The 22,466-nt window shown below is 72.0% G+C and carries 20 protein-coding genes and 1 riboswitch; of the genes, 7 read left to right on the top strand and 13 right to left on the bottom strand.

The window, feature by feature from the left end; all coding sequences use genetic code 11:
• Together AB0B68_RS19620 and AB0B68_RS19615 are read right to left on the bottom strand one after the other, a co-directional pair.
• Positions 1-657, bottom strand: a complete 657-nt coding sequence (locus tag AB0B68_RS19620; RefSeq protein ID WP_357200340.1) for a response regulator transcription factor — start codon at positions 655-657, stop codon at positions 1-3.
• Positions 658-735: 78 nt separating this feature from the next.
• Positions 736-1,047 carry a hypothetical protein gene (locus AB0B68_RS19615; RefSeq protein WP_355007115.1) on the bottom strand — a complete coding sequence of 104 codons (312 nt, stop codon included), beginning with the start codon at positions 1,045-1,047 and terminating at the stop codon, positions 736-738.
• A gap of 113 nt (positions 1,048-1,160) precedes the next feature.
• On the opposite strand from AB0B68_RS19615, the gene AB0B68_RS19610 reads away from it, so the two are divergent.
• A complete protein-coding gene (locus tag AB0B68_RS19610; protein WP_357261561.1) occupies positions 1,161-1,499 on the top strand; it encodes a DUF952 domain-containing protein in 339 nt (112 codons plus the stop codon).
• A gap of 120 nt (positions 1,500-1,619) precedes the next feature.
• Here AB0B68_RS19610 and AB0B68_RS19605 read toward each other — a convergent pair whose 3' ends face one another.
• The 3 genes from AB0B68_RS19605 to AB0B68_RS19595 form a co-directional block, all read right to left on the bottom strand.
• Entirely contained in the window at positions 1,620-3,377 is a 1,758-nt protein-coding gene (locus AB0B68_RS19605; RefSeq protein ID WP_357261558.1) for a CDP-glycerol glycerophosphotransferase family protein, read from the bottom strand.
• Between the two features lie 228 nt (positions 3,378-3,605).
• Positions 3,606-5,732 carry a DUF6077 domain-containing protein gene (locus AB0B68_RS19600; RefSeq protein WP_357261555.1) on the bottom strand — a complete coding sequence of 709 codons (2,127 nt, stop codon included), beginning with the start codon at positions 5,730-5,732 and terminating at the stop codon, positions 3,606-3,608.
• Positions 5,733-5,856: 124 nt separating this feature from the next.
• Positions 5,857-6,495 (bottom strand): TetR/AcrR family transcriptional regulator, encoded by a 639-nt coding sequence (locus tag AB0B68_RS19595; protein WP_357200059.1) that lies wholly within the window; start codon positions 6,493-6,495, stop codon positions 5,857-5,859.
• Between the two features lie 180 nt (positions 6,496-6,675).
• On the opposite strand from AB0B68_RS19595, the gene AB0B68_RS19590 reads away from it, so the two are divergent.
• From AB0B68_RS19590 to AB0B68_RS19575, 4 genes are all read left to right on the top strand, one after another.
• Positions 6,676-7,569 carry an ABC transporter permease gene (locus AB0B68_RS19590; protein ID WP_355007110.1) on the top strand — a complete coding sequence of 298 codons (894 nt, stop codon included), beginning with the start codon at positions 6,676-6,678 and terminating at the stop codon, positions 7,567-7,569.
• A 34-nt stretch (positions 7,570-7,603) separates the two neighbouring features.
• Positions 7,604-8,380 (top strand): ABC transporter ATP-binding protein, encoded by a 777-nt coding sequence (locus tag AB0B68_RS19585; protein WP_036412239.1) that lies wholly within the window; start codon positions 7,604-7,606, stop codon positions 8,378-8,380.
• Between the two features lie 146 nt (positions 8,381-8,526).
• Positions 8,527-10,044, top strand: coding sequence for a bifunctional cytidylyltransferase/SDR family oxidoreductase (locus AB0B68_RS19580; RefSeq protein ID WP_357261552.1), 1,518 nt, complete (start codon positions 8,527-8,529; stop codon positions 10,042-10,044).
• Between the two features lie 33 nt (positions 10,045-10,077).
• The gene (locus AB0B68_RS19575) at positions 10,078-11,748 is read left to right on the top strand and encodes a CDP-glycerol glycerophosphotransferase family protein (protein WP_357261549.1); all 1,671 of its coding nucleotides are present in this window, start codon (positions 10,078-10,080) and stop codon (positions 11,746-11,748) included.
• Between the two features lie 4 nt (positions 11,749-11,752).
• On the opposite strand, the gene AB0B68_RS19570 is transcribed toward AB0B68_RS19575, so the two are convergent.
• From AB0B68_RS19570 to AB0B68_RS19550, 5 genes are all read right to left on the bottom strand, one after another.
• On the bottom strand, positions 11,753-12,499 hold the full coding sequence (locus tag AB0B68_RS19570; RefSeq protein ID WP_357261546.1) for an alpha/beta fold hydrolase: 747 nt from the start codon (positions 12,497-12,499) through the stop codon (positions 11,753-11,755).
• Between the two features lie 123 nt (positions 12,500-12,622).
• A complete protein-coding gene (locus AB0B68_RS19565; RefSeq protein WP_357261542.1) occupies positions 12,623-13,471 on the bottom strand; it encodes a C39 family peptidase in 849 nt (282 codons plus the stop codon).
• A gap of 231 nt (positions 13,472-13,702) precedes the next feature.
• Positions 13,703-13,843, bottom strand: a riboswitch (cyclic di-AMP (ydaO/yuaA leader).
• Between the two features lie 284 nt (positions 13,844-14,127).
• The gene (locus tag AB0B68_RS19560; protein ID WP_357200074.1) at positions 14,128-14,898 is read right to left on the bottom strand and encodes a hypothetical protein; all 771 of its coding nucleotides are present in this window, start codon (positions 14,896-14,898) and stop codon (positions 14,128-14,130) included.
• A gap of 133 nt (positions 14,899-15,031) precedes the next feature.
• On the bottom strand, positions 15,032-15,433 hold the full coding sequence (locus tag AB0B68_RS19555; protein ID WP_357200077.1) for a hypothetical protein: 402 nt from the start codon (positions 15,431-15,433) through the stop codon (positions 15,032-15,034).
• 93 nt (positions 15,434-15,526) lie between these two features.
• On the bottom strand, positions 15,527-16,762 hold the full coding sequence (locus AB0B68_RS19550) for an acyltransferase (RefSeq protein WP_357261539.1): 1,236 nt from the start codon (positions 16,760-16,762) through the stop codon (positions 15,527-15,529).
• A gap of 299 nt (positions 16,763-17,061) precedes the next feature.
• Here AB0B68_RS19550 and AB0B68_RS19545 point away from each other — a divergent pair, with 299 nt between their 5' ends.
• Positions 17,062-18,225: a glycosyltransferase gene (locus tag AB0B68_RS19545; RefSeq protein WP_357261536.1), complete on the top strand. Its 1,164-nt coding sequence runs from the start codon at positions 17,062-17,064 to the stop codon at positions 18,223-18,225.
• Positions 18,226-18,358: 133 nt separating this feature from the next.
• On the top strand, positions 18,359-19,411 hold the full coding sequence (pseI, locus tag AB0B68_RS19540; protein WP_357261533.1) for a pseudaminic acid synthase: 1,053 nt from the start codon (positions 18,359-18,361) through the stop codon (positions 19,409-19,411).
• A gap of 709 nt (positions 19,412-20,120) precedes the next feature.
• On the opposite strand, the gene AB0B68_RS19535 is transcribed toward pseI, so the two are convergent.
• The 3 genes from AB0B68_RS19535 to AB0B68_RS19525 are packed head-to-tail and all read right to left on the bottom strand — an operon-like array spanning position 20,121 to position 22,379.
• On the bottom strand, positions 20,121-20,876 hold the full coding sequence (locus AB0B68_RS19535) for an SDR family NAD(P)-dependent oxidoreductase (protein ID WP_355007098.1): 756 nt from the start codon (positions 20,874-20,876) through the stop codon (positions 20,121-20,123).
• Entirely contained in the window at positions 20,869-22,131 is a 1,263-nt protein-coding gene (locus tag AB0B68_RS19530; protein WP_357261530.1) for an AMP-binding protein, read from the bottom strand. The genes AB0B68_RS19535 and AB0B68_RS19530 overlap by 8 nt, the downstream gene beginning before the upstream one ends.
• Complete coding sequence (locus AB0B68_RS19525; protein ID WP_091401397.1) at positions 22,128-22,379, bottom strand: acyl carrier protein; 252 nt, start codon at positions 22,377-22,379, stop codon at positions 22,128-22,130. The genes AB0B68_RS19530 and AB0B68_RS19525 overlap by 4 nt, the downstream gene beginning before the upstream one ends.
• Positions 22,380-22,466: the final 87 nt, after the last annotated feature.

The raw sequence follows: 22,466 nt of genomic DNA, 5'->3' as shown, positions 1-22,466 counted from the left end.
TCACGAGTCGCGCAGCCGGTAGCCGACGCCGCGTACGGTCTCCACCAGGCGGGCGTCGCCGAGCTTGCCGCGCAGCGACCCGACATGCACCTCGACGGTGTGCCGGTCGGCCCAGGTGGTGCCCCAGGCGTCGAGCAGGATCCGATCGCGGGGCACCGCCACCCCGGGCTGGCGGGCCAGCGAGAGCAGCACGTCGAACTCCTTGCGCGTCAACGTGACCGCACGGCCCTCGACGGTCACCGTCCGCGCGGCCACGTCGATGCGGACCGGTCCAGCCTCGATGAGGTGCCGCTCGGGCGCGGCGTTCGCGGCGCGGCGCAACACCGCCTCGATCCGGGCCTGCAACTCCACCATCGAGAACGGCTTGACCACGTAGTCGTCGGCGCCCAGGCGCAGACCCAGCACCCGGTCACGTTCCTCACCCCGGGCGGTCACCGCGATGATGCCGAGCTGGCTGCTGCGCCGGCGCAGCTCCCGGCACAGGTCCGTGCCGTCCCCGTCGGGCAGGGTCAGGTCGAGCAGCACCAGGTCACAGGGTGCGGCGGAGAGCGCGGCGGCGACGGTCGCGGCGTGCTCGACCTCGTACCCCCGGCGGGTGAGGGCGGACGACAGCGCGGCGGCCACCCGGCGGTCGTCCTCCACCAGCAGGATCCGCACCCGTGCCCCCGTCCCTCGCAGCGCTGTTCTGCGAATGGTGGCAGAAGTGCGCGCGGACCGGGAGGCCGCCCACCCGCCCTAAAGGCCGAAGGTGTCGTCGGCGGTGGCGTCCCGGACGCCGTCGGTGAAGCCGCGGAAACCCGGATCCTCGTGGCTGGCCGGCACGCTGGTGACGCTGACCCCGCCGGCCTGGGTGACCGCGTCGACCAGGGGCGGGTAGTCGATCTCGGCGTCCTGGAAGGCGTCGTCGTCCGCCTCCGCCAGGTTGATCACGTACTGCACGTCCTCGGACGGGGTGTCCGGGTCCTCGGCCCACTCACCGCCGGCCCGGTAACACTCGTCGTACAGCGCGCGCTGGCTGTCGGTCCAGTCGTCGTCGTAGCTCTGCATCGCCCATCCCTCCGCGGCCCTTGACCTGAGCATGCCCGGCGGGAGGCGACGGGCGCGGCGGTACCGGCGAAAACCGGGCGGGCGCGCCGACCACCGCCCCGTACGCTGCTGTGGTGATCTACAAACTGCTGTCGAGCGCCGAATGGGACGACGCCCTCGCCGCCGGCGCCTTCACCGGCTCCGCGGTGGACCGGCAGGACGGGTTCATCCATCTCTCCGGCGCCGACCAGGTGGTCGAGACGGCGCGACGGTATTTCACCGGGGCGACCGGGTTGACAATGCTCAGCGTCGAGGAGGAGCGGCTGGGCGACGCGCTGCGCTGGGAGCCGTCGCGCGGCGGGCAGCTCTTCCCGCACGTGTACGGCCCGCTGCCGGTCGCGGCGGTGGTGGCGGCGCGGGCGTTGCCGGCGGACGTTCCGGTCGCCGACGCGGTGGCCGCCCTGTTGCGCTGACCCGGTGCCCGCCCCACCGGCCGACACGGACGCGGCCGACCCGGTGGCCGTCCCACCGGCTGACACGGACGCGCCCGACCCGACAGTGTCGGGTCGGGCGCGATGTCGTAGCGGCGGGGATCAGCGGCAGAGCCGCTCGATCTCCTGCTGGAAGCGGTCCATCGGGTTCGCCTCGGCCGGGCCGAGCAGGTAGGTCTTCAGCTCCCGGCGGGCCTCGGTCATCGGGTCGTCACCGGCCCGGGTGACCGACACGATCTTCTCCAGCTCGCCGCAGTCCTTGGAGAGCAGGTACGCGGCCCGCGCCGTCGGGTACTCGCGGCGGAAATCGTCCTCGGACAGGCCGGCCGGGTTGGCCACCACGTACGGCCGCTGGCTCTGCACGAAGTCGGACACCACACTGGACACGTCGCTGATCAGCAGGTCGGTCTGGTTGAAGCAGTCGAACAACGCCGGCGTGCGGCCGGTGACCACCAGGTGCTCGGTGCCGTCCAGGGAGGACGCGTCCGCGTTGCCGCCGGCCGTGCGGATCGCCGTGACGATCCGCTCGTGCACGGCCTTCGCCGCCTTGGACCGCGACCCGGTGAGCGGGTGCGGCTTGTAGATCAGGCGCAGTCGGGGATTCGTGGCGAGCAGCCCCTTGACGATCCGCTCACCCATCAGCACCAGTGAGGTGTGGTACGGGTCGTCGTCGAGCCACCCCTCCCAGGTGGGCGCGTAGAGCACTGTGAACGGCCGGTCCACCGACTCGGCGCCGAAGGTGTGCACCCCGGCGAGCTGCGGCCGGCCGATCTCGACGATGTCCGAGTCGAGCACCCCCACGCCGGCCCGCGCGTAGCGCTCCCGGCCGGCCAGGCCGGCGACCCAGACCTCGTCGTACACCTTGCTGTAGGGGTTGACGCTGGCCTGCTTGTCGCTGTCGCCGTGCCCGACGAAGACGTGCTTCGTACCCGGCTCGCGGAGCATGTGGATGTTCGCGCCGACGTTCGCGGCGTAGAGCGCCGCGCGGATGCCGCCGAGGTCGAGGTTCATGAAGTCGACGCCGGCCGGTACGCAGATCACCGGCAGCCGGGTGTCGGCCAGCTCGAGGAACGCTTCCCGGCTGCGCATCAGCACCACCGCGCGCTGCTGGAGCGCCTCGGTCGGGGCGAGCCACATGTTCGCCTGGTAGACGTCCTTGGCGGGGCCGGCGAAGTAGAGCGCCACCTCCGGCTTGTAGTTGTCCATCCAGCGCTGGACCGCCGGCAGCAACGGACCCTGCCCGCTGCCCCGACCCCGCAGCCAGGTCAGCGCGATGATGGCGCCCACCAGACCCGTCGCCACGACCGCCACCGCGCCGGCCGCGAAGAACGGCGTGGGATCGTGCTGCACCGCGGCGGCCACGCCGGCCGGCACCAGCAGCAGGTTGAGCAGGGGCATCCGATCACCGGCGACCGCCGCCGCCCAGGCGGGCGGCTGGGGGGCGCTGGACAGTGGACCCAGCTCGATGTTGCGCACCATGGCGGAGAGCGGGTTACGCCGCTCGATCATGGTGGAGAGCGCACCCGCGAAGACCGACACGACCCACACCGCGGCCGGCAGCACCAGCAGAAGGGTCAGCTCGCCGCCGCTGAGCCGCACCTCGGCGACGACCAGCAACACGGCGGCGAGGTCGCGGGTCAGCTGCCGGTACGACCAGTGCAGGCCCACCTTCTCCAACAGCAGTTGCGAGGGCGGTGACCAGCGGGCGACGGCGAACTCGCCGATGATGGCGGCCAATCCGGCGACGGCGAACAGGCCGATCCAACCGAATACGCCACCGACGAGCATGACCAGGTAGGCCAGTACCAGTAGCGCACTCTGGGCGGCCACCCCGAGGCGTGCTGTCAACGTGCCGAACAAACGAGTTCGCTCCCTACGAGATTTCGTTGCGGGCGGTGCCCGTGATGGACCGACGTCACTCCCCCGTCGCGCAGCGGCTCAGTCGCGGCCGGCTGCGTGTGACTGCGACCTTAACGCGAGGGGACAGCTCGGTGTCGCTCGGGTATCCGGCACCATTTCGGGCAAAGTTCCGCACCGGGGCGCGCCCGACCCCCTGACGGGGTCGGGCGCTCGGCGCGGGTGAAGCGCTCAGCCGATCCGCCGGAAGCAGGTCATCGCACCGGGCGCCTTGCGCTTGGCGAACTCCTGGTAGCCCAGCTGCGGCACGGTTTCGCGGGCGTACCGGTTGCCGTTGTAGACGCAGATGGTGCCCACGTCGAGGCGGTCCAGTGCCGGCGTCAACTCGGCCGCCGTCGGGCTGTCGGCGCCGTCCGCGAAGCCGGCGAGCAGCAGTCGGTCCTTCGCGAACTGGGAGTTGAGGTCGTACTCGACGAGGTAGAAGTCACGGGGCAGGACAACCCGGACCTCGCTGGTGACGATCGGCGTGGTGCGCATGATCGTCTTCGGGGCGAGCAGCAGGCCCTGCGGACGGTCCAGGCCCTTGATCCAGAATGCGATCGCCTGACGCTGCTGCGGAAGCTTCCAGGTGGGGCGGTCGTGCACGTCGACCCAACTCTTCGGCGACCACATCGGGGTGGCGAACAACGCGAACGAGGCGACCAGCAGCACCGCGATCCCCCCGGACGCCGCCCGGCGCAGCGCCGGAGTCGGTGCCGGCACGCGCACGGTACAGAGCAGACCGATCAGCGTCGGCAGAGCGAGCAGCCACGGCACGCGCCAGAGCACCACCGAGATGCCGCTCAACGCGCTCAGCAACTCCAGCACACCGGGCACGAACAACACGCTCAGCGCGAGGGCAGCGCCGGCGGCGAGCAGGGCCGGCGTACGCCGACGGGCGAGCAACGCGCCGCACCACAGCGCCAGACCGCTGATGACCCCGACCACGCCGAACAGCAGGGTTCGCCGGTAGGTGTACGCCGCGTCGAAGAAGGCGTCGTCCGCGCCGGTCGCGCTCATCCCGCCGAGCACCAGGCGGGAGACCACCAGCGAGCCGATCGGGTACGCGAGGGCGGCGACCGCCGCGACCACGGCCGCCTTCCACCGACCGACCAGCAGCATGGCGAACCCGGCGGCGCCGACCAGCATCGGCAGGATGATCGCCGCGGTGTTGGTGAGCCCGATCGCGGTGATCGAGAGCGCCACGATGAGCAGCAGGCTGCGCCGCGACCGGTTGTCGAACCACTCGGTCAGGTAGAGCCACATCAGCGGGATGACCGCCGAGACGAACATGCCCTTGCCCTCGTGCAGCCGGGGAAGGTGGAACGTGCCCAGTGCGGCGTCCCCGCCCGCGACGAGGTAGAGGTACGCGATCGCCACGGTGAAGGCGAGCACCGGACGGCGCGGGGCCCACCGGTGCGTCAGCCGCCACAGCGCCAGCACCGCGAGCACCGCCATGATCGGCAGCAGCACGAACCAGAGAGCCGAGCTGGCGTGGATGCCGATGACGTTGGCGAACGCGCCGTCGAACACCTCGATCGACGGGATGGGCGGCTGCGAGCCCATCGACGGCAGCACGTTCTCGGAGAACAGGAAGTCGTTGAGCGGGATCAGGTCACGCTCGGCGATCCACACCGACTTGCCGACGTAGTAGACGTCGTCCGGGGTGTTGCGAGCCATGAAGAACGACGAGATGCCGACCAGGACCGAGACGACCAGCGCGTACGCCGACTGCGCCGGGGTGGGTGCCGGGGCGGCAGGGGTGGGCGTCGGGCCGTTCAGCCAGGCCTGGCGCACCAGCAGCAGCCCGCCGACGGCAGCGAGCAGGCCGGACACGGCCGGGATCCACCAGGAGACGTTGACGCTGGTGTTGGCCAGACCGGCGGAGACGGCGGCCACGGCGGCGACGACCAGCACACCGACGAGCAGGCGACGGTCGGCGGCGGGCCGCGCGCTTGCGGGCTCTTCCTGTGCCGCCGGCGCGCTGTCGGCCGGGGCGCTGTCGGCCGGCGTGCTGCCGGCCGGGGCACGGCGGCGGGCGCGCAGCACGGCCACGACCGCGAGCACGACACAGGCCACCAGCCAGATCCGGAAGGTGACCGACGGACGCAGGTCACCCAGGAAAGCCAGGTGATAGAGCACGGTGAAGAGCGCGAACGCGATCACCGCGCCGTCGGTGAGCACCGCCGGGGCGACGGCCACCAGCGCGCGTACCCGGGACAGCCCGCCTTGGGCGGCGGCGGGCCGGGATGCCTGCCCGGGCCGCGGCGTCGGATCCGGTTCGGCGGGCGCTACGGCGATGCTGTCGACGTTGGCCACGGGCGTCCTTACTCGTCAGGCGGATGAGGGGCATCGGCACGGTGACGGCCGGGTGTCAAGGGGGCAGCGTAGCGGAATCGGGCAGGGAGACCGGTGCTGCCGGCGACCGGGTGTCGGAGGGCGGTCAACCCGCCATCGGGGCCGCCCGGGGGCGGGGCAGCACGCTGTCGGCGCCGAGCCCGGCCGCCACGGATTCGACGAGGTTGTCGAGGTAGTCGTCGGTGAGTGGGAGGCGGGCGATGGCGAGCCGCCAGTAGAGCGGCCCGACGATGAGGTCGATCGCGGCGTCCAACTCGGTGCCGGCGGGCAGCTCGCCACGCTGCACGGCACGGGTGACCAGCTGACCGCCGATCTCCTGCTGCCGGGCGTGCAGCACCTGACGCAGGGTCGCGTCGATGCTGGGGTTGCGGGCGGCCTCCGCCAGGAGATCCGGAATGATCTGCGACGCCAGTGGGTGGCGCAGCGCATGCGCCACCACCTGGAACAGCAGCGCGAGGTCACCGCGCAGCGTGCCGGTGTCGAGTGCGGGGAGCTTGCCATGCGCCGCGGCGGCGACGACCTCCAGCACCAGGTCGAGCTTCGAGCTCCACCGTCGGTAGATTGCCGTCTTGCTGACGCCGGCCCGCCGGGCCACCGCCTCGATGGAGAGCCGGCCGTAGCCGACCGCGGCGAGCTCCTGCATCAGCGCCCGCCGGATCGCCGTGGTGATCTCGTCGCGCAGCACCGCCGCGCCGGCCGGCGCCCGCCTCTTCTCGGTGGTCATCGAGGGCTCTTATCGCAGGTCACGCCGGACAGCGTAGCGCAACGACGGTACGGTTGCGTCCCGACGTGTTTCGGACTACTGTCCACGCAGCGACGAGGCGGCGCCCCGCGCACATTTCCCACTAGGATTCGATCGTCGCGAGCAACCCCCGTCTGCACGAAAGATCGGAGCGCCATTTCCATGGCCACCACCGCGCTGGTCGACCCCGACACGGGCCTGACCCAGGCGCAGCTGGCCGCTCGGCACGGGCTACGGGTCGCCGGTGAGCGTCCCAGCCTCGTCGAGTACAGCCGCCGACTCTGGGCCTACCGGCACTTCATCGCCGCGTACGCCAATGCCAAGCTCGTCGCCTCGTACAGCAACGCCAAGCTGGGTCAGCTCTGGCAGGTGCTCACCCCGCTGACCAACGCGGCGGTCTACTACCTGATCTTCGGGGTGGTGCTCGCACAAAACAGCATCCCGAACTTCATCGCCTACCTGACCACCGGGTTGTTCATCTTCAACTTCACCCAGAGCGCGGTCCTGGCCGGCACCCAGTCGATCAGCAGCAACCTGGGGCTGATCCGGGCGCTGCACTTCCCCCGGGCCAGCCTGCCGCTGTCCACCACGATCACCCAGTTCCAGCAACTGCTGGCCTCGATGGTGGTCCTGGTCGGCATCGTGCTCGCCACCGGCGAACCGCTCACCTGGGAGTGGTTGCTGCTGGTGCCGGCCCTGCTGCTGCAGGCGGTGTTCAACGCCGGCGTCGTGCTGCTGGTGGCCCGGCTGGGCTCCAAGTCGAGCGACCTGAAGCAGGTCATGCCGTTCATCATGCGGACCTGGATGTACGGCTCCGGCGTTCTCTACAGCGTCACCCTCTTCGACCGGCTGCCCGGCTGGGCGACGACCCTCGTGCAGTACAACCCGCTGCTCGTCTACATCGAGCTGGCGCGCTACGCGCTGCTCGAGGAGGCACCGCTGCTCAACGAGTCGCTGACCCAGCTCTGGCTGGTCGGCGCCGGTTGGGCGCTGGTGGCCGGCATCGGCGGTTTCATCTACTTCTGGCGCGGCGAACAGGAGTACGGCCGTGGTTGAGCACTTCGACGCCCCGATCGAGGCGAGCGCGACGATGACCCGGACCCAGGAGCGCATCCCGACAGTGGTCGTGGACGACGCGCACATCATCTACCGGGTGCACCAGGGCGCCGCCGGTGGCACCACGCCGGTCGCCGCGCTGCGCCGGCTGGTCAAGCGCACCCACGCGCCGAACGTCCGGGAGGTGCACGCGGTCAAGGGCATCTCGTTCACCGCGTACCGGGGTGAGGCGATCGGGCTGATCGGCAGCAACGGCTCCGGCAAGTCCACCATCCTGCGGGCCATCGCCGGCCTGCTGCCGGTGAACCGGGGCGCCATCCACACCCAGGGTCAGCCGTCGCTGCTGGGCGTCAACGCCGCCCTGCTCAACGACCTCTCCGGGGAGCGCAACGTCGTCCTCGGGTGCCTGGCCATGGGCATGCACCCCGACGACGTGGCCAAGCAGGCCGCGGGGATCATCGACTTCTCCGGGATCAACGAGCGGGGTGACTTCGCCAGCCTGCCGATGCGGACGTACTCGTCGGGCATGGCGGCACGGCTGCGGTTCTCCATCGCCGCCGCCAAGAAGCACGACGTGCTGCTCATCGACGAGGCGCTCGCCACCGGCGACAAGGGCTTCCGCAAGCGCAGCGAGCAGCGGGTGCGGGAGCTGCGGGAGGGCGCGGGGACGGTGTTCCTGGTCAGCCACCAGCTCTCCTCCGTCCGGGACACCTGCGAACGGACGATCTGGTTGGAATCGGGTGTCATCCGGATGGACGGCCCCACCGACGAGGTCATCCGGGCGTACGAGGCGTACGCGAACAGCAAGTAGAGTTCCGGCGAACGTCCGGCATCGACACGGCACCTGAGGACCGCGTCGCCCGCGTTGGGGCGACGCGGTCCGCGCGTTAAGGTTCATTCCGTCGCCGCTCGGGCGGAACCTTCCGTTAACGCATCCCTGAGAGTGAGGATCCGGCAATGACGCAGGACCAGACCCCTGGCCCGGACGCCGAAGCGGGAACCCCGACGCCGTGGCGGCCCTCGCGGACAGTGGCGGTGGTTCTGGCCGGCGGCACCGGGACCCGGCTGGGCCTCGGCATCCCGAAGCAGCTGCTGAAGATCGCCGGTAAGCCGATCATCGAGCACACCCTGACGGTCTTCGAGGCGGCACCGGAGATCGACGAGATCATCGTGCTGATGGCCACCGGCCACGTCGAGGACGCCCAGCAGATCGTCGAGAAGGCCGGCCTGCGCAAGGTCACCAAGGTGATCGAGGGCGGTGACACCCGCAACGCCACCACCCGGATCGCCCTGGACGCGGTCGGCCCGGAAGACTGCAACATCCTCTTCCACGACGCGGTACGCCCGCTGCTCAGCGGCCGGATCGTGCGCGAGTGCGTCAACGCGCTCTGGAGCTACGACGCCGTGGACGTGGCCATCCCCTCCGCGGACACGATCATCCAGGTCGACGAGAACGACTGCATCACCGACATCCCGGTGCGCTCCCGGCTGCGCCGTGGTCAGACCCCGCAGGCGTTCCGCTCCCCCACGATCCGGGCGGCGTACCGGATCGCCGAGGACGACCCGAACTTCGCCGCCACCGACGACTGCGGCGTGGTGCTGCGCTACCTTCCCGGCACCCCGATCAAGGTGATCGACGGTTCGGACGAGAACATCAAGGTCACCCACCCGGTCGACGTGCACCTCGCGGACAAGCTCTTCCAGCTCGCCGCCGCGCAGGCCCCCCGGCTGACCGACCACCGCAGCTACAGCGAGGAGCTGACCGGTCGGACCATCGTGGTGTTCGGCGGCAGCTACGGCATCGGCCACGAGTTGACCGAGCTGGCCCGTCGCTACGGCGCCCAGGTCTTCCCGTTCAGCCGTTCCAGCACGGGCACCCACGTGGAGCGGGCCGAGGACGTCGAGGCCGCGCTGACGACCGCCTTCCAGGCCACCGGCCGGATCGACCACGTGGTGGTCACCGCCGGCATCCTGGAGAAGGGCGCCCTCGCCGAGATGGACGAGGAGACCATGGACCGGCTGCTCCAGGTCAACTTCGTCGGCCCGGTGACCATCGCCCGCCAGGCCCTCCCGTACCTCCAGCAGACCAAGGGCCAGTTGCTGCTCTACACCTCCAGCTCCTACACCCGCGGCCGGGCCCGCTACGCGCTCTACTCGGCCACCAAGGCCGCCCTGGTCAACCTCACCCAGGCGCTCGCCGACGAGTGGGCCGACATGGGCGTCCGCGTCAACTGCATCAACCCGGAGCGCACCGCCACCCCGATGCGGACGCGGGCCTTCGGCGAGGAGCCGGAGCACACCCTGCTCGCCGCTGAGGCCGTCGCCCAGTCGTCGCTGGACGTGCTGATCTCCGACCTGACCGGTCAGGTGATCGACGTACGCCGGGCACCCGGTGACGGGCCCACGCCGAACGTGCCGGCGCAGTCCGGGCCGGGTCGGGTCGAGGCACCGGCCGGCGCGACGTCCGCCAACTGACGCCGACGGCTGCGGAACCACGAACGGAGCGACATGCGCGGCGACCTGGTCCGAAAGCTGGCCGCCCGGTGCCTGACCACCGGGTTGGCCGTGCTGGCCTTCGTCGTGCTGGCCTTGACGGGCGCCACCGGCTGGGGGCTGGCGTTGGCAGTCGCCGCGCTGGCCGCCGCGGCCGCCGAGCAGCGGATCCGGCCCGGCGCCGACCTGGTGGCGGAGACCGCGTTGATCGCCGCGGCGATCCTGGTCGGTTACTCCCGGCGGCTGGACGACGGGCTCAACCTCGCGCTGGTCGCCACCGGGGTGGTCCTGCTGGGTCTGGTGCTGCTGGTGGGGCCGCTGCGCACCGCCGGCGGTCTGGAGATCCGGACGGCCAATCTGCCGGTACGCGCCTGGACGCCGCTGATCGCCGACCGGCTCGGCACGGCCCTGCTCGGGCTGCTCGCCGCCCTGGCGCTCGCCGCCGCGCTCGCCCTGCCGGCCGGTGTGGCCCTGGCCGCCAGCCTGCTGGTCGGGGCGGGCGCCGGTGCGGTCGCGCTGGACCTGGCCCGGCGACGGTTCAGGCCACGCGCCGGTGGCGGGTCGGTGGCCGCCGCGCTGCGCCGGCACCAGCCGGAGTTCCTGCTCTACTTCTCCGCGCCTCCCGGCTCGGAATACCAGGTCACCATGTGGCTGCCGTACCTGGAACGGATCGGCCGACCGTTCCTGGTCGTGCTGCGTGAGCCGGAGTTCCTGGCCCCGATCGCGGCGGCCACCGACGCGCCGGTGGTCTACTGCCCCACCCTGGGGGCGATGGACCAGGCGTTGGTGCCGAGCCTACGGGCGGCGTTCTACGTCAACCACGGTGCGAAGAACAGCCACTGCGTCCGCTTCACCCAGCTCACCCACATTCAGCTGCACCACGGCGACAGCGACAAGGCGCCGAGCGCCAACCCGGTGTCGGGGATCTTCGACCGGATCTTCGTGGCCGGGCAGGCGGCGATCGACAGGTACGCCCGCGCCGGAGTGCAGATCCCGGCGGACAAGTTCGTGGTGGTGGGTCGTCCACAGGTCGAGTCGATCGAGGTGCGCCCGGAGCCGGCACGAGGGTTGGCGCACCCGACGGTGCTCTACACACCGACCTGGACCGGGCACCACGCCGACGCCGACTACTGCTCGCTGCCGGTGGCCGAAAGCCTGCTGCGCCGACTGTTGGAACGCGGCGCGACGGTGATCCTGCGAGCCCACCCGTACACGACGCAGAATCCGGCCTCAGCCCGGCAACTGGGCCGCCTGACCGAACTGCTCGTCGCCGACCGGGCCCGCACCGGCCGCCAGCACGTGGTCGGCGCGGCGGCTCGGGAGCTGAGCCTGACCGAGTGCGTCAACTCCGCCGACGCGCTGGTCTCCGACGTGTCCGGAGTGATCTCGGACTTCCTCTACTCCGGCAAGCCGTACGCGGTCACCGACATGGGCGACGAGGGCGACCGGTTCGTGGAGCGGTTCCCGCTGGCCGGGTCGGGTTACGTGCTGCGCCGGGACATGTCCAACGTGGACGACGTGCTGACCGCACTGCTGGACACCGACCCGCTGGCCGAGGCCCGCTGGGCCACCCGCCGCCGCTACCTGGGTGACTTCCCGGCCGAGGCGTACGCCGAGGCGTTCCTGGCCGCCGCCCGCCGGGAGCTGGCACCGGCCGAGGCGCTCACCGCGACCGCACCGGCATAGCCGCTCAGCGGTAAGGATCCAGCAGCGCCAGCACCGCCGCCGGGTCCTCCACGTGCGCGTTGTGTCCGAGACCGGGCAGCGTCGCGACCGGTACGCCGTACTCCTTGAGCTGTTCGTCGGTGACCATCGGGTCGTTCTCCCCGCGCGCCAGCACCACCGGCACGTCGGTCGCCGCCAGCAGCGCGGCCAGGTCGGGCTCGCCGACGGCGAAGGCGGCCGGGTCCATGGCGAGGCGCCACCGGCCGTCGACCTGGCGCAGCCCGGCTTCCACCACCGGGTGGTCCGGCGGGACCAGACCGCTGAGCCCGGCGACCCGCAGGTAGCGGCGAGCCGCCTCGGTGCGGGTGGCGAACCAGCTCACCGGCCGGGCGGCAAGCTCGGCGGCGCGGGTCAGCTCGGCGGGTGACCAGAGTGCCTTGATGCCCAGCCCGACCACGGCGTCCACCGGCGTTCCGGCGTCGCGGGCGGCCAGCGCCAGGCCGACCACCCCACCCAGCGAGTGCCCGAGCACGACCAGCCGGTCGTCGGGGACGAGGGCCCGCGCGATCTGCTGAGCGAAGCCCGCGAAGGAGTACGACGGCAGCGGCGACGCCCAGCCGTGGCCGGCGAGGTCCGGTGCCAGCCACCGCCCGGGCCAGTGCTGCTCAAGGTACGGGGCCCAGGGCAACCACACGTCCCCGGTCGTTCCCATCCCGTGCAGCAGCAGCAGGACCGGCCCGCGGCCGGTGTGACCACCCGTTTCATCCACCACGGCCGCAGTCTCCCATGGTTCACGGTCGGGTACGAGGGCCGTCGATGGCGGGCCGGGCGGACAAACGCCGCGGGCGCCGGCTCCTTGTGGGAGACGGCGTCCGCGGCGGTCAGGGTGCCCGGGTCAGGCGGAGTAGCCCCGGCTGGTGATCCAGTTGGCCAGGTCGATCGTGGTGATCCAGTAAGACGGGTCGGCCGGGTTCGCCGAGTCGGCGATCCGCACGGTGCGACCGTTGTCCTTGTAGCCCACCACGGCGATGTAGTGCCCACCGCCGTAGGAGTGCCACCCGCCGTCGGTGTCGACGGCGTCCCCGACGACGTTGGCCACCACGCCCCGGCCGTCGGTGACGGCCTTCACCACGTCGGCCTGGAGCCGGTCCATCTGGGCCGGGCTGGGCGCGCCGGGGAACATCCGGGTCCGGTACGGGGAGCCCTTCACCTCGGCGTTGAGCACCCGGGTGGTGTCCTCGGCCGAGTTGGTGCCCATCTCGGTGGTGCCCAGTTCGGCGCCGAGCTCCTCCTGGGTGCGGTCGATGCCGGCGGCGCTGAGCGCGTTCCGGGTGGCCGCCGGGCCGCAGTTGTAGTAGGTGTTCTGCGCCTCGTAGTCGTAGTCGAGCACCTTCGTCGCGGGGGGCTTCGGCGGCGTCGGCTTACGGGTGAGGTCGGGGTTGCTCTTGGCCTTGGCGGCGGGTGACGCGGCGCTGGTGGCCGGGGCGGCCGTGGTCGGCGCGGCGCTGGCCGAGGGGGACGCGTCCCGGGCCTCACTGCGGGAGGCGGCGACGTCGCTGCGCATCTCGGCGACGGTGGTCGCGGTGCGCTGGCCGGCCGGGGCGTCGTCGGCAGTGGTGAGCAGGGCGCCGGTGGTGGTGGCGATAGCGAGGGCTGCGGCGGAGGCGGCGACGATCTGGTACGGGCGCTCGGTGGCGAGGCGACGGAGCTGGCGCTGCAGGGTGTGCTTCACGGGGTCCTCCACGGATCGGGGGGAGAGCGGCACACCGGGGCCGGACCGGTATCCGGGCAGGCGCCAGCGCGCGGACAGTGGTCCGCGGGTGTGAACCGCTCAGGGGAACGCCCGGATCGGCCGGGCGGGAAAGGCGATGACCCGGGGGTCAGCTCACCGTCACGCGACGAATGAGCGGGTGCACCGCCGCGCCGTGGAGGCGAGGGAACAACCGAGGGGTGGAAAGGTGCTGCACGAGGATGGGACTCCTTCCGACACCGCCTACCGGGTTAGCTGACGGATTCGGGCGGGAAGACGCCCTACCGCGGGCCGTGGCTCGCGGATTCACCCCGGACTTACTGGTGGGTCCCCGGTTCGTTGATCACGATTAAGCGGGTCGATGCGGCGTCGCGTCTTGCGATCGGTTACCGCACCGGACGGGACGACACTACTGGCGTCTCAACGCCCTGCCAAGCCAGGTTCACCTGCGTAAACCCCAATTGGCGCCACAATTTCTGCGCGTAATGCCGATGATGTGACTCGATGGGACAACCAGTTACGGCGACGCCTACGGGCGACAACCGGACAGGCCGCAAAGAACGCGGCCATAATCGCGGGAACAATCCCGTCGATCGCGTCGGACGTCCGATTTCTCGATCGGGTGACCGGCCTCACATAACGGATTGGGCTCAACCCACCCGGGCCGGGCGCCACAGTGCCACGACGGCGGGACGCAACGCCCCGGCGACCGTGCGGCGCGCGGGGACCAGGGTCGGGCGGAGCCGGGCCGCCGCCGCGTACGCCTCCTCGGCGAGGGCACGAGCCGACTCGGCGGCCAATTCCGCGTCGCGCCAGGCGACCCGCTCACGGTCGGCGGCCACCTGGTAATCGGTCGACCGCGCATCCCGGATCACCCGGCTGATCAGCACCTCCTGCTCGACCGGGTGTCGCCGGGGATCCCAGCCGCGCCGGTGCCCGAACACGTCGCCGAGCTGCGCCATGGTCAGGTCGCCCCGCCAGTACGCCGCCATCGCCGCCCGGTGCAGATAGCGTTCCCGGGCGGCGTACTCGGCGGGGGTGTGCGGGGTCTGCGGGGTGGGCAGTGCCCCCGCGCCAGCGAAGCGACGCGCGGCGGCGTCCGCCTCGTCGTACCCGATCCAGGCCTGCTCCAGCTGTTCCTGAGCGGTCAGCCAGGCGGCACGCCGCCGCTTGGCGGTGGTGGCCGCGCGGGCCGCGGCAACGGCCACCTCCTCGGCGTAGCGGCGCCTGTCGACGGCCTCGGCGGCGGCCAACTCCTGGGCGGTGGGCCCGGCCGGGACCGGGTCGCCGGTCGGCCGGGCCCGTTCGGGGCGGGCGGCCAGCACGGTGAGCAGGCCCAGGGTCAGCAGGAACAGCGTCGACCAGATGGCGGCGGCCCGCGGCACCTCGGTCACGAACTGGTAGAAGACGACGGTCTCCATGGTCGGCACCTCGGGGAGAGAGCAGTGCGATGGAAAGCCGCGCCGACCAGCGGGCCACGGCGGGCCACGGGTCGGCGGGTCAGGGAGCGGGTGGGTCGACAGGGCGCGGCGGCGGGACGGTCGTCCCGGTGGCTCAGCGCCCGGGTGGGGCCCGGGAAGCCCGACCGCTCGCACTGTCGACGAGGGGCAGCCGGTCAGATTCGGCCGCCCTGGCCGGCAGCACGCCGGCCGCGATGGTGTTCTGATCGCCGGGGAGCGCCACCGGCGAGTCGACCGACCAGGTCGGGACCGACTCCTCGGCGGCCTTCGCCGGGGCCGGACGGGCCGCGTCGTGTGCCCCCGACCCGATGGCGTCGGCACCGGCGACAGTGGTCGGCACCACGCTCGACGTGGGCCCCGAGCCGGGCGTCGACGTGGCGGCCGTGGCCGGGCCTGCGCCGAGCGCCAGGGCCGCGACGACGGCGAGGCTGGTCAGCACCCGAGTCGCCCAGCGCGCCACCCACCACAGCGGACAGGTGAACGCGACCGGAAGCACGTCCCCACGCTACGCCTCGCGCCGACCCGGGCGCATCGACCACGGGCGTGTCGGATCACGCCGCGCCGACCCCTTTGACCAGGGTGGACGCCGTCAGCGCAGGTCGGCGTACGGTGATCGACCGCCGGCCTGACCGACCTCGCCAGCGGGTCCGTCGACCTCGCCGCGGGCGATGCTCGCGGAGTCTCGCGCGTCGTCGTCGCCGGCCGCGCGTTGTCGCGGGACGGGCGCTGGACGGGCCGCGCGGCGCGGCGCGAGCCGGCGCATCATCGGGGTTTCGACGAAGCGGTGCAGCAACCCGGCGAGGATCAGGTTCGCCGCCAGGAAACCGAGCACCACGGCCGGGCCACGCCAGCCTCCGAAGCCGATCCCCCAGGTTCCGCTCCACCGCAGCACGCTCGTCATCACCAGCACGTGCACCAGGTAGAAGGCGAACGAGACCTCACCGAGCCAGACCAGCGGCCGGGACCGCCACGGCGAGCGCCGACCCCGCACGTCCGCGTCCGCGGCAGCGGTGATCACCAACAGGTACGCGACCGCGAGCAGCGTGGTCCACAGCTCGGCGCGGATCCACTGCGCGGCCACCACCCAGGTGACCAGGAAGATTCCGCTTGCCACTGTCAGTTTGGGACCGCGCCAGAGCCCTCGGCGCATCAACTCGGCCGCCACCGCGCCCAACCAGAACTCCAGCGACCGCACCGGCGGGAAGATCTGGGTGAACCACCAGCGGCTCACCTCCGGCACCAACTCCTGTGCCGGCCAGAGCGCGAGGATCAGCAGGGGCAGCGCGACGATCAGCGCCCAGAGCAGCTTCGGCCGGGCCCGGCGCAGCAGCGGCAGCGCCAGCGGCAGGCAGAGGTAGAAGAAGAACTCGCAGGACAGCGACCAGCTGACGGTGTTGATGCTGTAGAACCAGCCCGGCCGGGGATCCCACGCCTGCAACAGCAGCAGGTTCTCCAACGCCGCCGCCGGCAGGACCGGGTCGGCGAACCACCAGGCGACCACCAGCGTCGCCACGAACAGCACCAGGTGGTTCGGGTAGATCTTGGCGATCCGTCGCCGCCAGAACGTACGCCGCGAGTCGCCCTCGCGGGCCGACCAGACCAGCACGAAACCGCTGAGGATGAAGAAGAACTGCACCCCGGAGAGACCGAGGGTGAACAGCGCGTCGATGACTGCCTTGTAGTCCGGCTCGGCGATGATCCGCATGGTGCCGGCGTGGAAGCCGAAGACCAGCAGAGCGGCGATCCACCGCAGCCCGGTCAGCGAGGGCAGCCGGGGCGGGGCCGGTGCGGGCCGGGCGGCCGACGCCGCGGCGACGCTCGTCATGCCGGGATCCCGGCGCTCGGCAGGGTCACCAGCACTGTCGTAGCCTCCTCGGCGCGGCGTCGGACGGCGCGACGGCGACGCCCACGACGACCCGGCAGGGCCGCACCGAGGCACCCTACCGGGTCACTCCCGGGTGAACCGGACGCATCCCACCCGCCCCACGAGCCCGCGCTCCCCGGGCCGGAAACCGCCCACCGGCTCGGCGTTAACCTCCCGCTGGGCGGGAGTTCAGAGAGTCCACCATCGGCGGCAACGTCAGGTTCCGGGCCCGGCCACCCGGGTCGTCGAAGGTGGCGGACGTGGTCAATGAGCCGACGCACGCACCGCTGCTGAGCATCGTCGTGCCCGTGTACGGCGTCGAGGCGTACCTGTACCAGTGCCTCGAGTCGATCCGGGCCGACATCCCGGCGAGCGAGTCGGACGCGGTCGAGCTGATCGCCGTCGACGACGCCTCCCCGGACGGCTGCGGCGACATGCTCCGCTCGTACGCGGTCAGCCGCGACGGCGTGCGGGTCGTGCACCTGAGCAGCAACGTGGGTCTGGGGCTGGCCCGCAACGCCGGGCTCGACGTGGCCAACGGCCGGTACGTCTGGTTCGTCGACAGCGACGACTGGTTGCCACCGGGCACGATCGCCGCGGTGCTGGACCGACTGCGCCAGCACCAGCCCGACGTGCTGATGCTCGACCACCTGCGGGTGCACGAGGACGGCCGGCGGGAGGTCGACGCCAGCAGCCCGCTGCTGCGCGGGATCACCGGCGTGACCCGGTTGGCCGACCAGCCGCAACTGCTGCGGGTGCAGCACACCGCCTGGAACAAGGTGGTCCGCCGGGACTTCATGGACGAGCTGGAGCTGCGCTTCTTTCCCGGCTGGTACGAGGACATCCCGTTCAGCCACCCCCTGCTGATCGGGGCCGAGAAGATCTCCGTGCTGGACCGGGTCTGCTACCTGTACCGCCAGGGCCGCCAGGGCGCGATCACCTCCACCCGCAGCGGCCGGCACTTCGACGCCTTCGCCCAGTACGAGCGGCTGATGGACTGGGTCGCCCGGAAGCACCCGGACGAGCGGTTGCAGGCCGAGCTGTTCGAGCTGATGATCAGCCACTACCTGGTGGTGGTGGGCAACGATGGCCGGCTGCACCCACACCTGCGGCGCGGCTTCTTCCACCGGGCCGCGGCGCACTACCGTCGCTACCTGCCCACCGGCGGCTATCCGCTGCCCCCGGGCGTGACCGGGCTCAAGCACCGCCTCGTCGGGCGGGGTGACTGGGTGGCGTACTCGGCGCTGCGCCAGGCCCACCGGGTCGCTGGTCGCCTGCGTCGATCCGGACCGGTGGGCGGCGCCGGGGGCGGTTCGCTCGCCGCCGACGAGGACCCGGGGCGAGGGGCGAGCGCGGGGTCGACGCGCGACGGTGGGCTCGCGCCGGAGCGGCGCGACGCGCTGGCCGGCGGCCGGCTGCCGTGATCGCCGCCACCGCTGAGCACGCCGGGAGCCGGGGTTGCTCCCGGCGTCCTGATTTTCCAGGTCGTCCGCCCGCCGGGTGGACGACGACAGCACCACCGCACCCCGGTGCGGGCGTACCTGAGCAGAGGTCGGAATGACAGCGACAATCAAGATCGGACCGCACGCGGTCGGTGCCGGGGAGCGACCGTTCGTGGTCGCCGAGATGTCCGGCAACCACAACGGCGATCTGAACCGGGCGCTGGCCATCGTCGACGCGGTGGCAGCGAGCGGGGCGCACGCGCTCAAGCTCCAGACGTACCGGCCGGACACCATCACCATCGACGTCGACACCCCGGCCTTTCGAATCTCCAGCGGGCACGAGCTGTGGGGCGGGGAAAACCTGTACCGCCTCTACGAACGCGCGCACACCCCGTACGAGTGGCACGCCCCGATCTTCGAACGGGCCCGCGAGCGTGGCCTGACCGTCTTCTCGTCGCCGTTCGACGCGACCGCCGTGGAGCTGTTGGAGTCGCTGGACGCTCCCGCGTACAAGATCGCCTCGTCGGAGCTTGTCGACCTGCCGCTGATCCGGCTGGTGGCCAGCACCGGCAAACCGATGGTGATCTCCACCGGAATGGCGACGGTCGCCGAGATCGACGCCGCCGTGCGCACCGCCCGGGCCGGCGGCGCGGCGGGCATCGTCCTGCTGGCCTGCACCGCGTCCTACCCGGCCCCGCCGGCCGACAGCAACCTGCGCCGGTTGCCGGTGCTGGCCGGCGCGTTCGACGTGCCGGTCGGGCTCTCCGACCACACCCCCGGCATCGGAGTGGCGGTCGCCTCGGTGGCGCTCGGTGCCTGCTTCATCGAGAAGCACGTGACGTTGGACCGGGCCGACGGCGGTGTGGACTCGGACTTCTCTCTGAACCCCGCGGAGCTCACGGCCCTGGTCGCCGAGTCCGGCCGCGCGTTCGAGGCGCTGGGTGGCACCGCGATCGGACCGACCCCCGCGGAGCGGGAGGGGCTCCGGTTCCGCCGGTCGCTCTTCGTGGTCGAGGACGTCCGGGCCGGCGATCCGGTGACGGCGCACAACGTCCGCTCGATCCGACCGGCCGGTGGGCTGGCCCCCGTGGAGATCGACCGGGTCCTGGGCCGCACCTTCACCACCGACATCCCCCGCGGCACCCCCCTGAGCTGGAACCAGATCTAACCCCCAACCCCACCGCACCCGTACGCGGCCCGGCCCGGCCCGGGCCTGCCCGGCCCGGCCCGGCCTGCCCGTGTCGATCATGGACTTGTGGTGGTCGTTAAGACCCCCGGTGCCTGCTTTGTGAGGCACCACAACTCCATGATCGACGGGGTGGGGTGGGGTGGGGTGGGGTGGGGTGTTAGGGGGCGGGTTGGGTTTGGCGGGGTGGGCCGTTGGGGGGGCGGCACCTCGGCCGTTGGCGGCGAAGCCGACGGTGACCACCAGGTCGGCCAGCCGGAGGGTCCGCCAGACCGCCGAGCCGTCGGCCGGCGCACCCAGGCCGTGACGCCGCCACCAGGCCGCCACCGGCACGTCGGCCAGCTTGCAGCAGCATTCGGCGCGGGTCCACCGGGCCCAGAAGTCACCGGCGCCGAACCGGCGGGCCAGCGCCGGCGGCACCGGGGCGTCGGTGCGCTCCGCGTCGATGGCCACCCGCCAACCGGGCGTCGGCGGGCCGTGCCAGCCGACGCAACGGCCGTCGTCGAGGTGGCTACGGGTCACCGCGTCGGCCAGGTCGGCGGGGGCGCCGATGCGCAGATGCTGCTCGGCGGCGGCGAGCAGCCCAGGCACTGGACGCGGCGTGGCCCCGCCGCCCGCCCCCGACGACTGGGCCGGCCCGGTACGGCCGATCCGCCGCGCCGGTTGCACCGGCAGGGGAACCGACCGCAGGTCAGATGGCGGCGGCACCGTCCACCACGATGACCTGGCCGTTGATGTTGGTGTGCTCCCGGAGCAGCATCCGCACGACCGGGGTGACCTCCACCGGCTCGGTCAGGTGACCGGTCGGGGTGCGGCGCACGATCTGGTCGAGCTGGGTCGGACCGAGCACGGCGGACATCTCCGAGGCGAAGAAGCCGGGCGCGACCGAGTTGACCAGCATCCGGCCGCCGAGTTCGCGGGCGAGCGAGCGGGTGGCGGCGTCCATGCCGCCCTTGGTGGCCGAGTACGCGACGAGACCCGGGAACCCGCGCTGCCCGCAGATCGAGGTGATGTTGACGATCCGCCCGCGCAACCCCTTGGCGAGCATCCGGCGGATCACCAGTCGGGTCAGCTGCAGCGGGGCCGTCAGGTTGGTCTCGATGATCCGGGCGATGTCGTCGGTGGCGGTGTGCGCGTGCAGCGAGTCCTGCCCCATGGCGGCGTTGTTGACGATGCCGTCGATCGGGCCGAGGTGCTGCTCCACCTCGCGGACGAAGCTCTGCGCGGCGCGCAGGTCGGTGACGTCCACCGAACCCACGTGCACCCGGTCGGGGTGCTCGGCGGCGAGCTTCTCCAACTCCGGGGTGATGGTGCGGGCGAACGCGGCCACGCGTACGCCCGCGTCGAGCAGGTCGGTGACGATGGCCAGTCCCAGGCCACGGGAACCGCCGGAGACGAGGACCACGGAGCTGGGCGGTACGAGCTGGTTGTCGGCTGGCTCAGACATCGCTCTTCAGGGTCTCCTTGACGGGAATGTCGGTCAGGACGCGAATGCGGCGCGGCACCGCGTGCTCGGGGAGCCGGTCGGCGCACCAGCGGACCAGCGCGGCCTCGTCGATGTCCACACAGGACGGTCCGAGGACCACCTCGGCGACCACCATCCGCCCGAGCACCGGGGCGCGGCGGCCGGTCACCCGGGCCCAGGCCACCGCCGGATGAGCGGCGAGCACACCGCGGACCACACCGGCGGAGACCTTGCTACCACCGACGTTGATCTCGTCGGAGTCGAGTCGCCCGGTGATCAGCACCCGGCCGTCGAGCACCTGCACGCGGTCCCCGGTGCGGATCGGGCCGGCGAGACCGGCCCCGTGGTATGGGGAGGTGACCACCAGTTCGTCGTGGTGGACGGAGAGCGTCGGCCGGCCCGGGGTTTCCCGGCCCAGCCAGTCGACCGGGAACCCGGCCCGCCCGTCGTGCACCACAATGGACGCCCCCACCTCGGAGGACGCGTAGATCCAGGAGATCCGGGCCGTCGGGAAGACCTCCCGCAGCTGGTCCAGGATCGCCTGGTCCACCGGTTCCCCGCCGAGGGTGATCTGGCGCAGCGGCACCCGGGCGAGGGCCTCGGCGTCGCGGTAGAGGGTGCGCCGCCAGAAGGTCGGGGTGCCGGAGGCCGCGTCCACCCCGTGGGTGGCCGCGACAGTGGGCCAGTCGTCCAACTCGTCGGGCTCGACCACCACCAGGTGCTGGCCGGGCTGGGTCAGCGACAGGGTGACGACCTGCCACCAGGCGTACGTGCCCGGGGCGTACGGGCAGAGCCAGGTCCGGTCGGGCTGGTCGGCTCGCACTGTGGTCAGCGTGTCGAGGGTGTGCCCGACCCGCTTCGGACGCCCGGTGGAGCCCGAGGTCAGCAGCCAGAGTCGGCCCGGCTCGGCGGCTCGCGGCCGGGCCGGTGCGCTCGGGTGCACGCCGTCGTCGTCGAGGACGCCGACGGTGAACCCGGCCTCCAGCAGCTCGGCGCGCATCGTCGCGTCGACCCGACTCGCGGTGCTGAGCAGCAACTCGGTGCCGTGCACGGCGTGCTGCCGCGCCGCGGTGAGCGCGTGCACGGCCGAGCGGGCGAGCACCGCCGCCGGGTCGGGCAGTGTGGGCGTCGGCAGCGAACGCCAGGCCAGCGGGACGCCACCGACGACGAGCCGGTTGTCGACACCGGCTGGCTCCGGGCTGGCGGGGGTCAGGTGGCGCGACGTCGTGACGGTCACTGGTGTTGAAGCTCGACGAGGAAGTCGAGGACATCCCCGACGGTGGCGATGCGACGCAGCCCGGGGGCGTCGAAGTTGAGCTCCTCCCCCGTCTCGTCCTCCACCCGCAGGGCCAGCTCGGAGAAGTCGAGCGACCGGAAGCCGATCTCCCGCAACTGCGCCGCGTCGTCAGCGGGCAGCTCCTTGTCCTGATTCTTCAGCACCTGAGCCATGAGGTCGCGGATCTGCGCGCGACTCAATTCGTTCATGCGCCGCAGTCTACAACCCAACGAATGCATATCTGATTTCCCGGTAGGCCCGGGTAAGGTGCCGGGACCCGACGTGAACGGCTAGGA

Origin of the sequence: Micromonospora sp. NPDC049049, from assembly GCF_040649115.1 — a bacterium.
Lineage (GTDB): Bacteria > Actinomycetota > Actinomycetes > Mycobacteriales > Micromonosporaceae > Micromonospora.
Note: the sequence above shows the minus strand (reverse complement) of the source record. Positions and strands in the feature narration are given on the sequence as shown.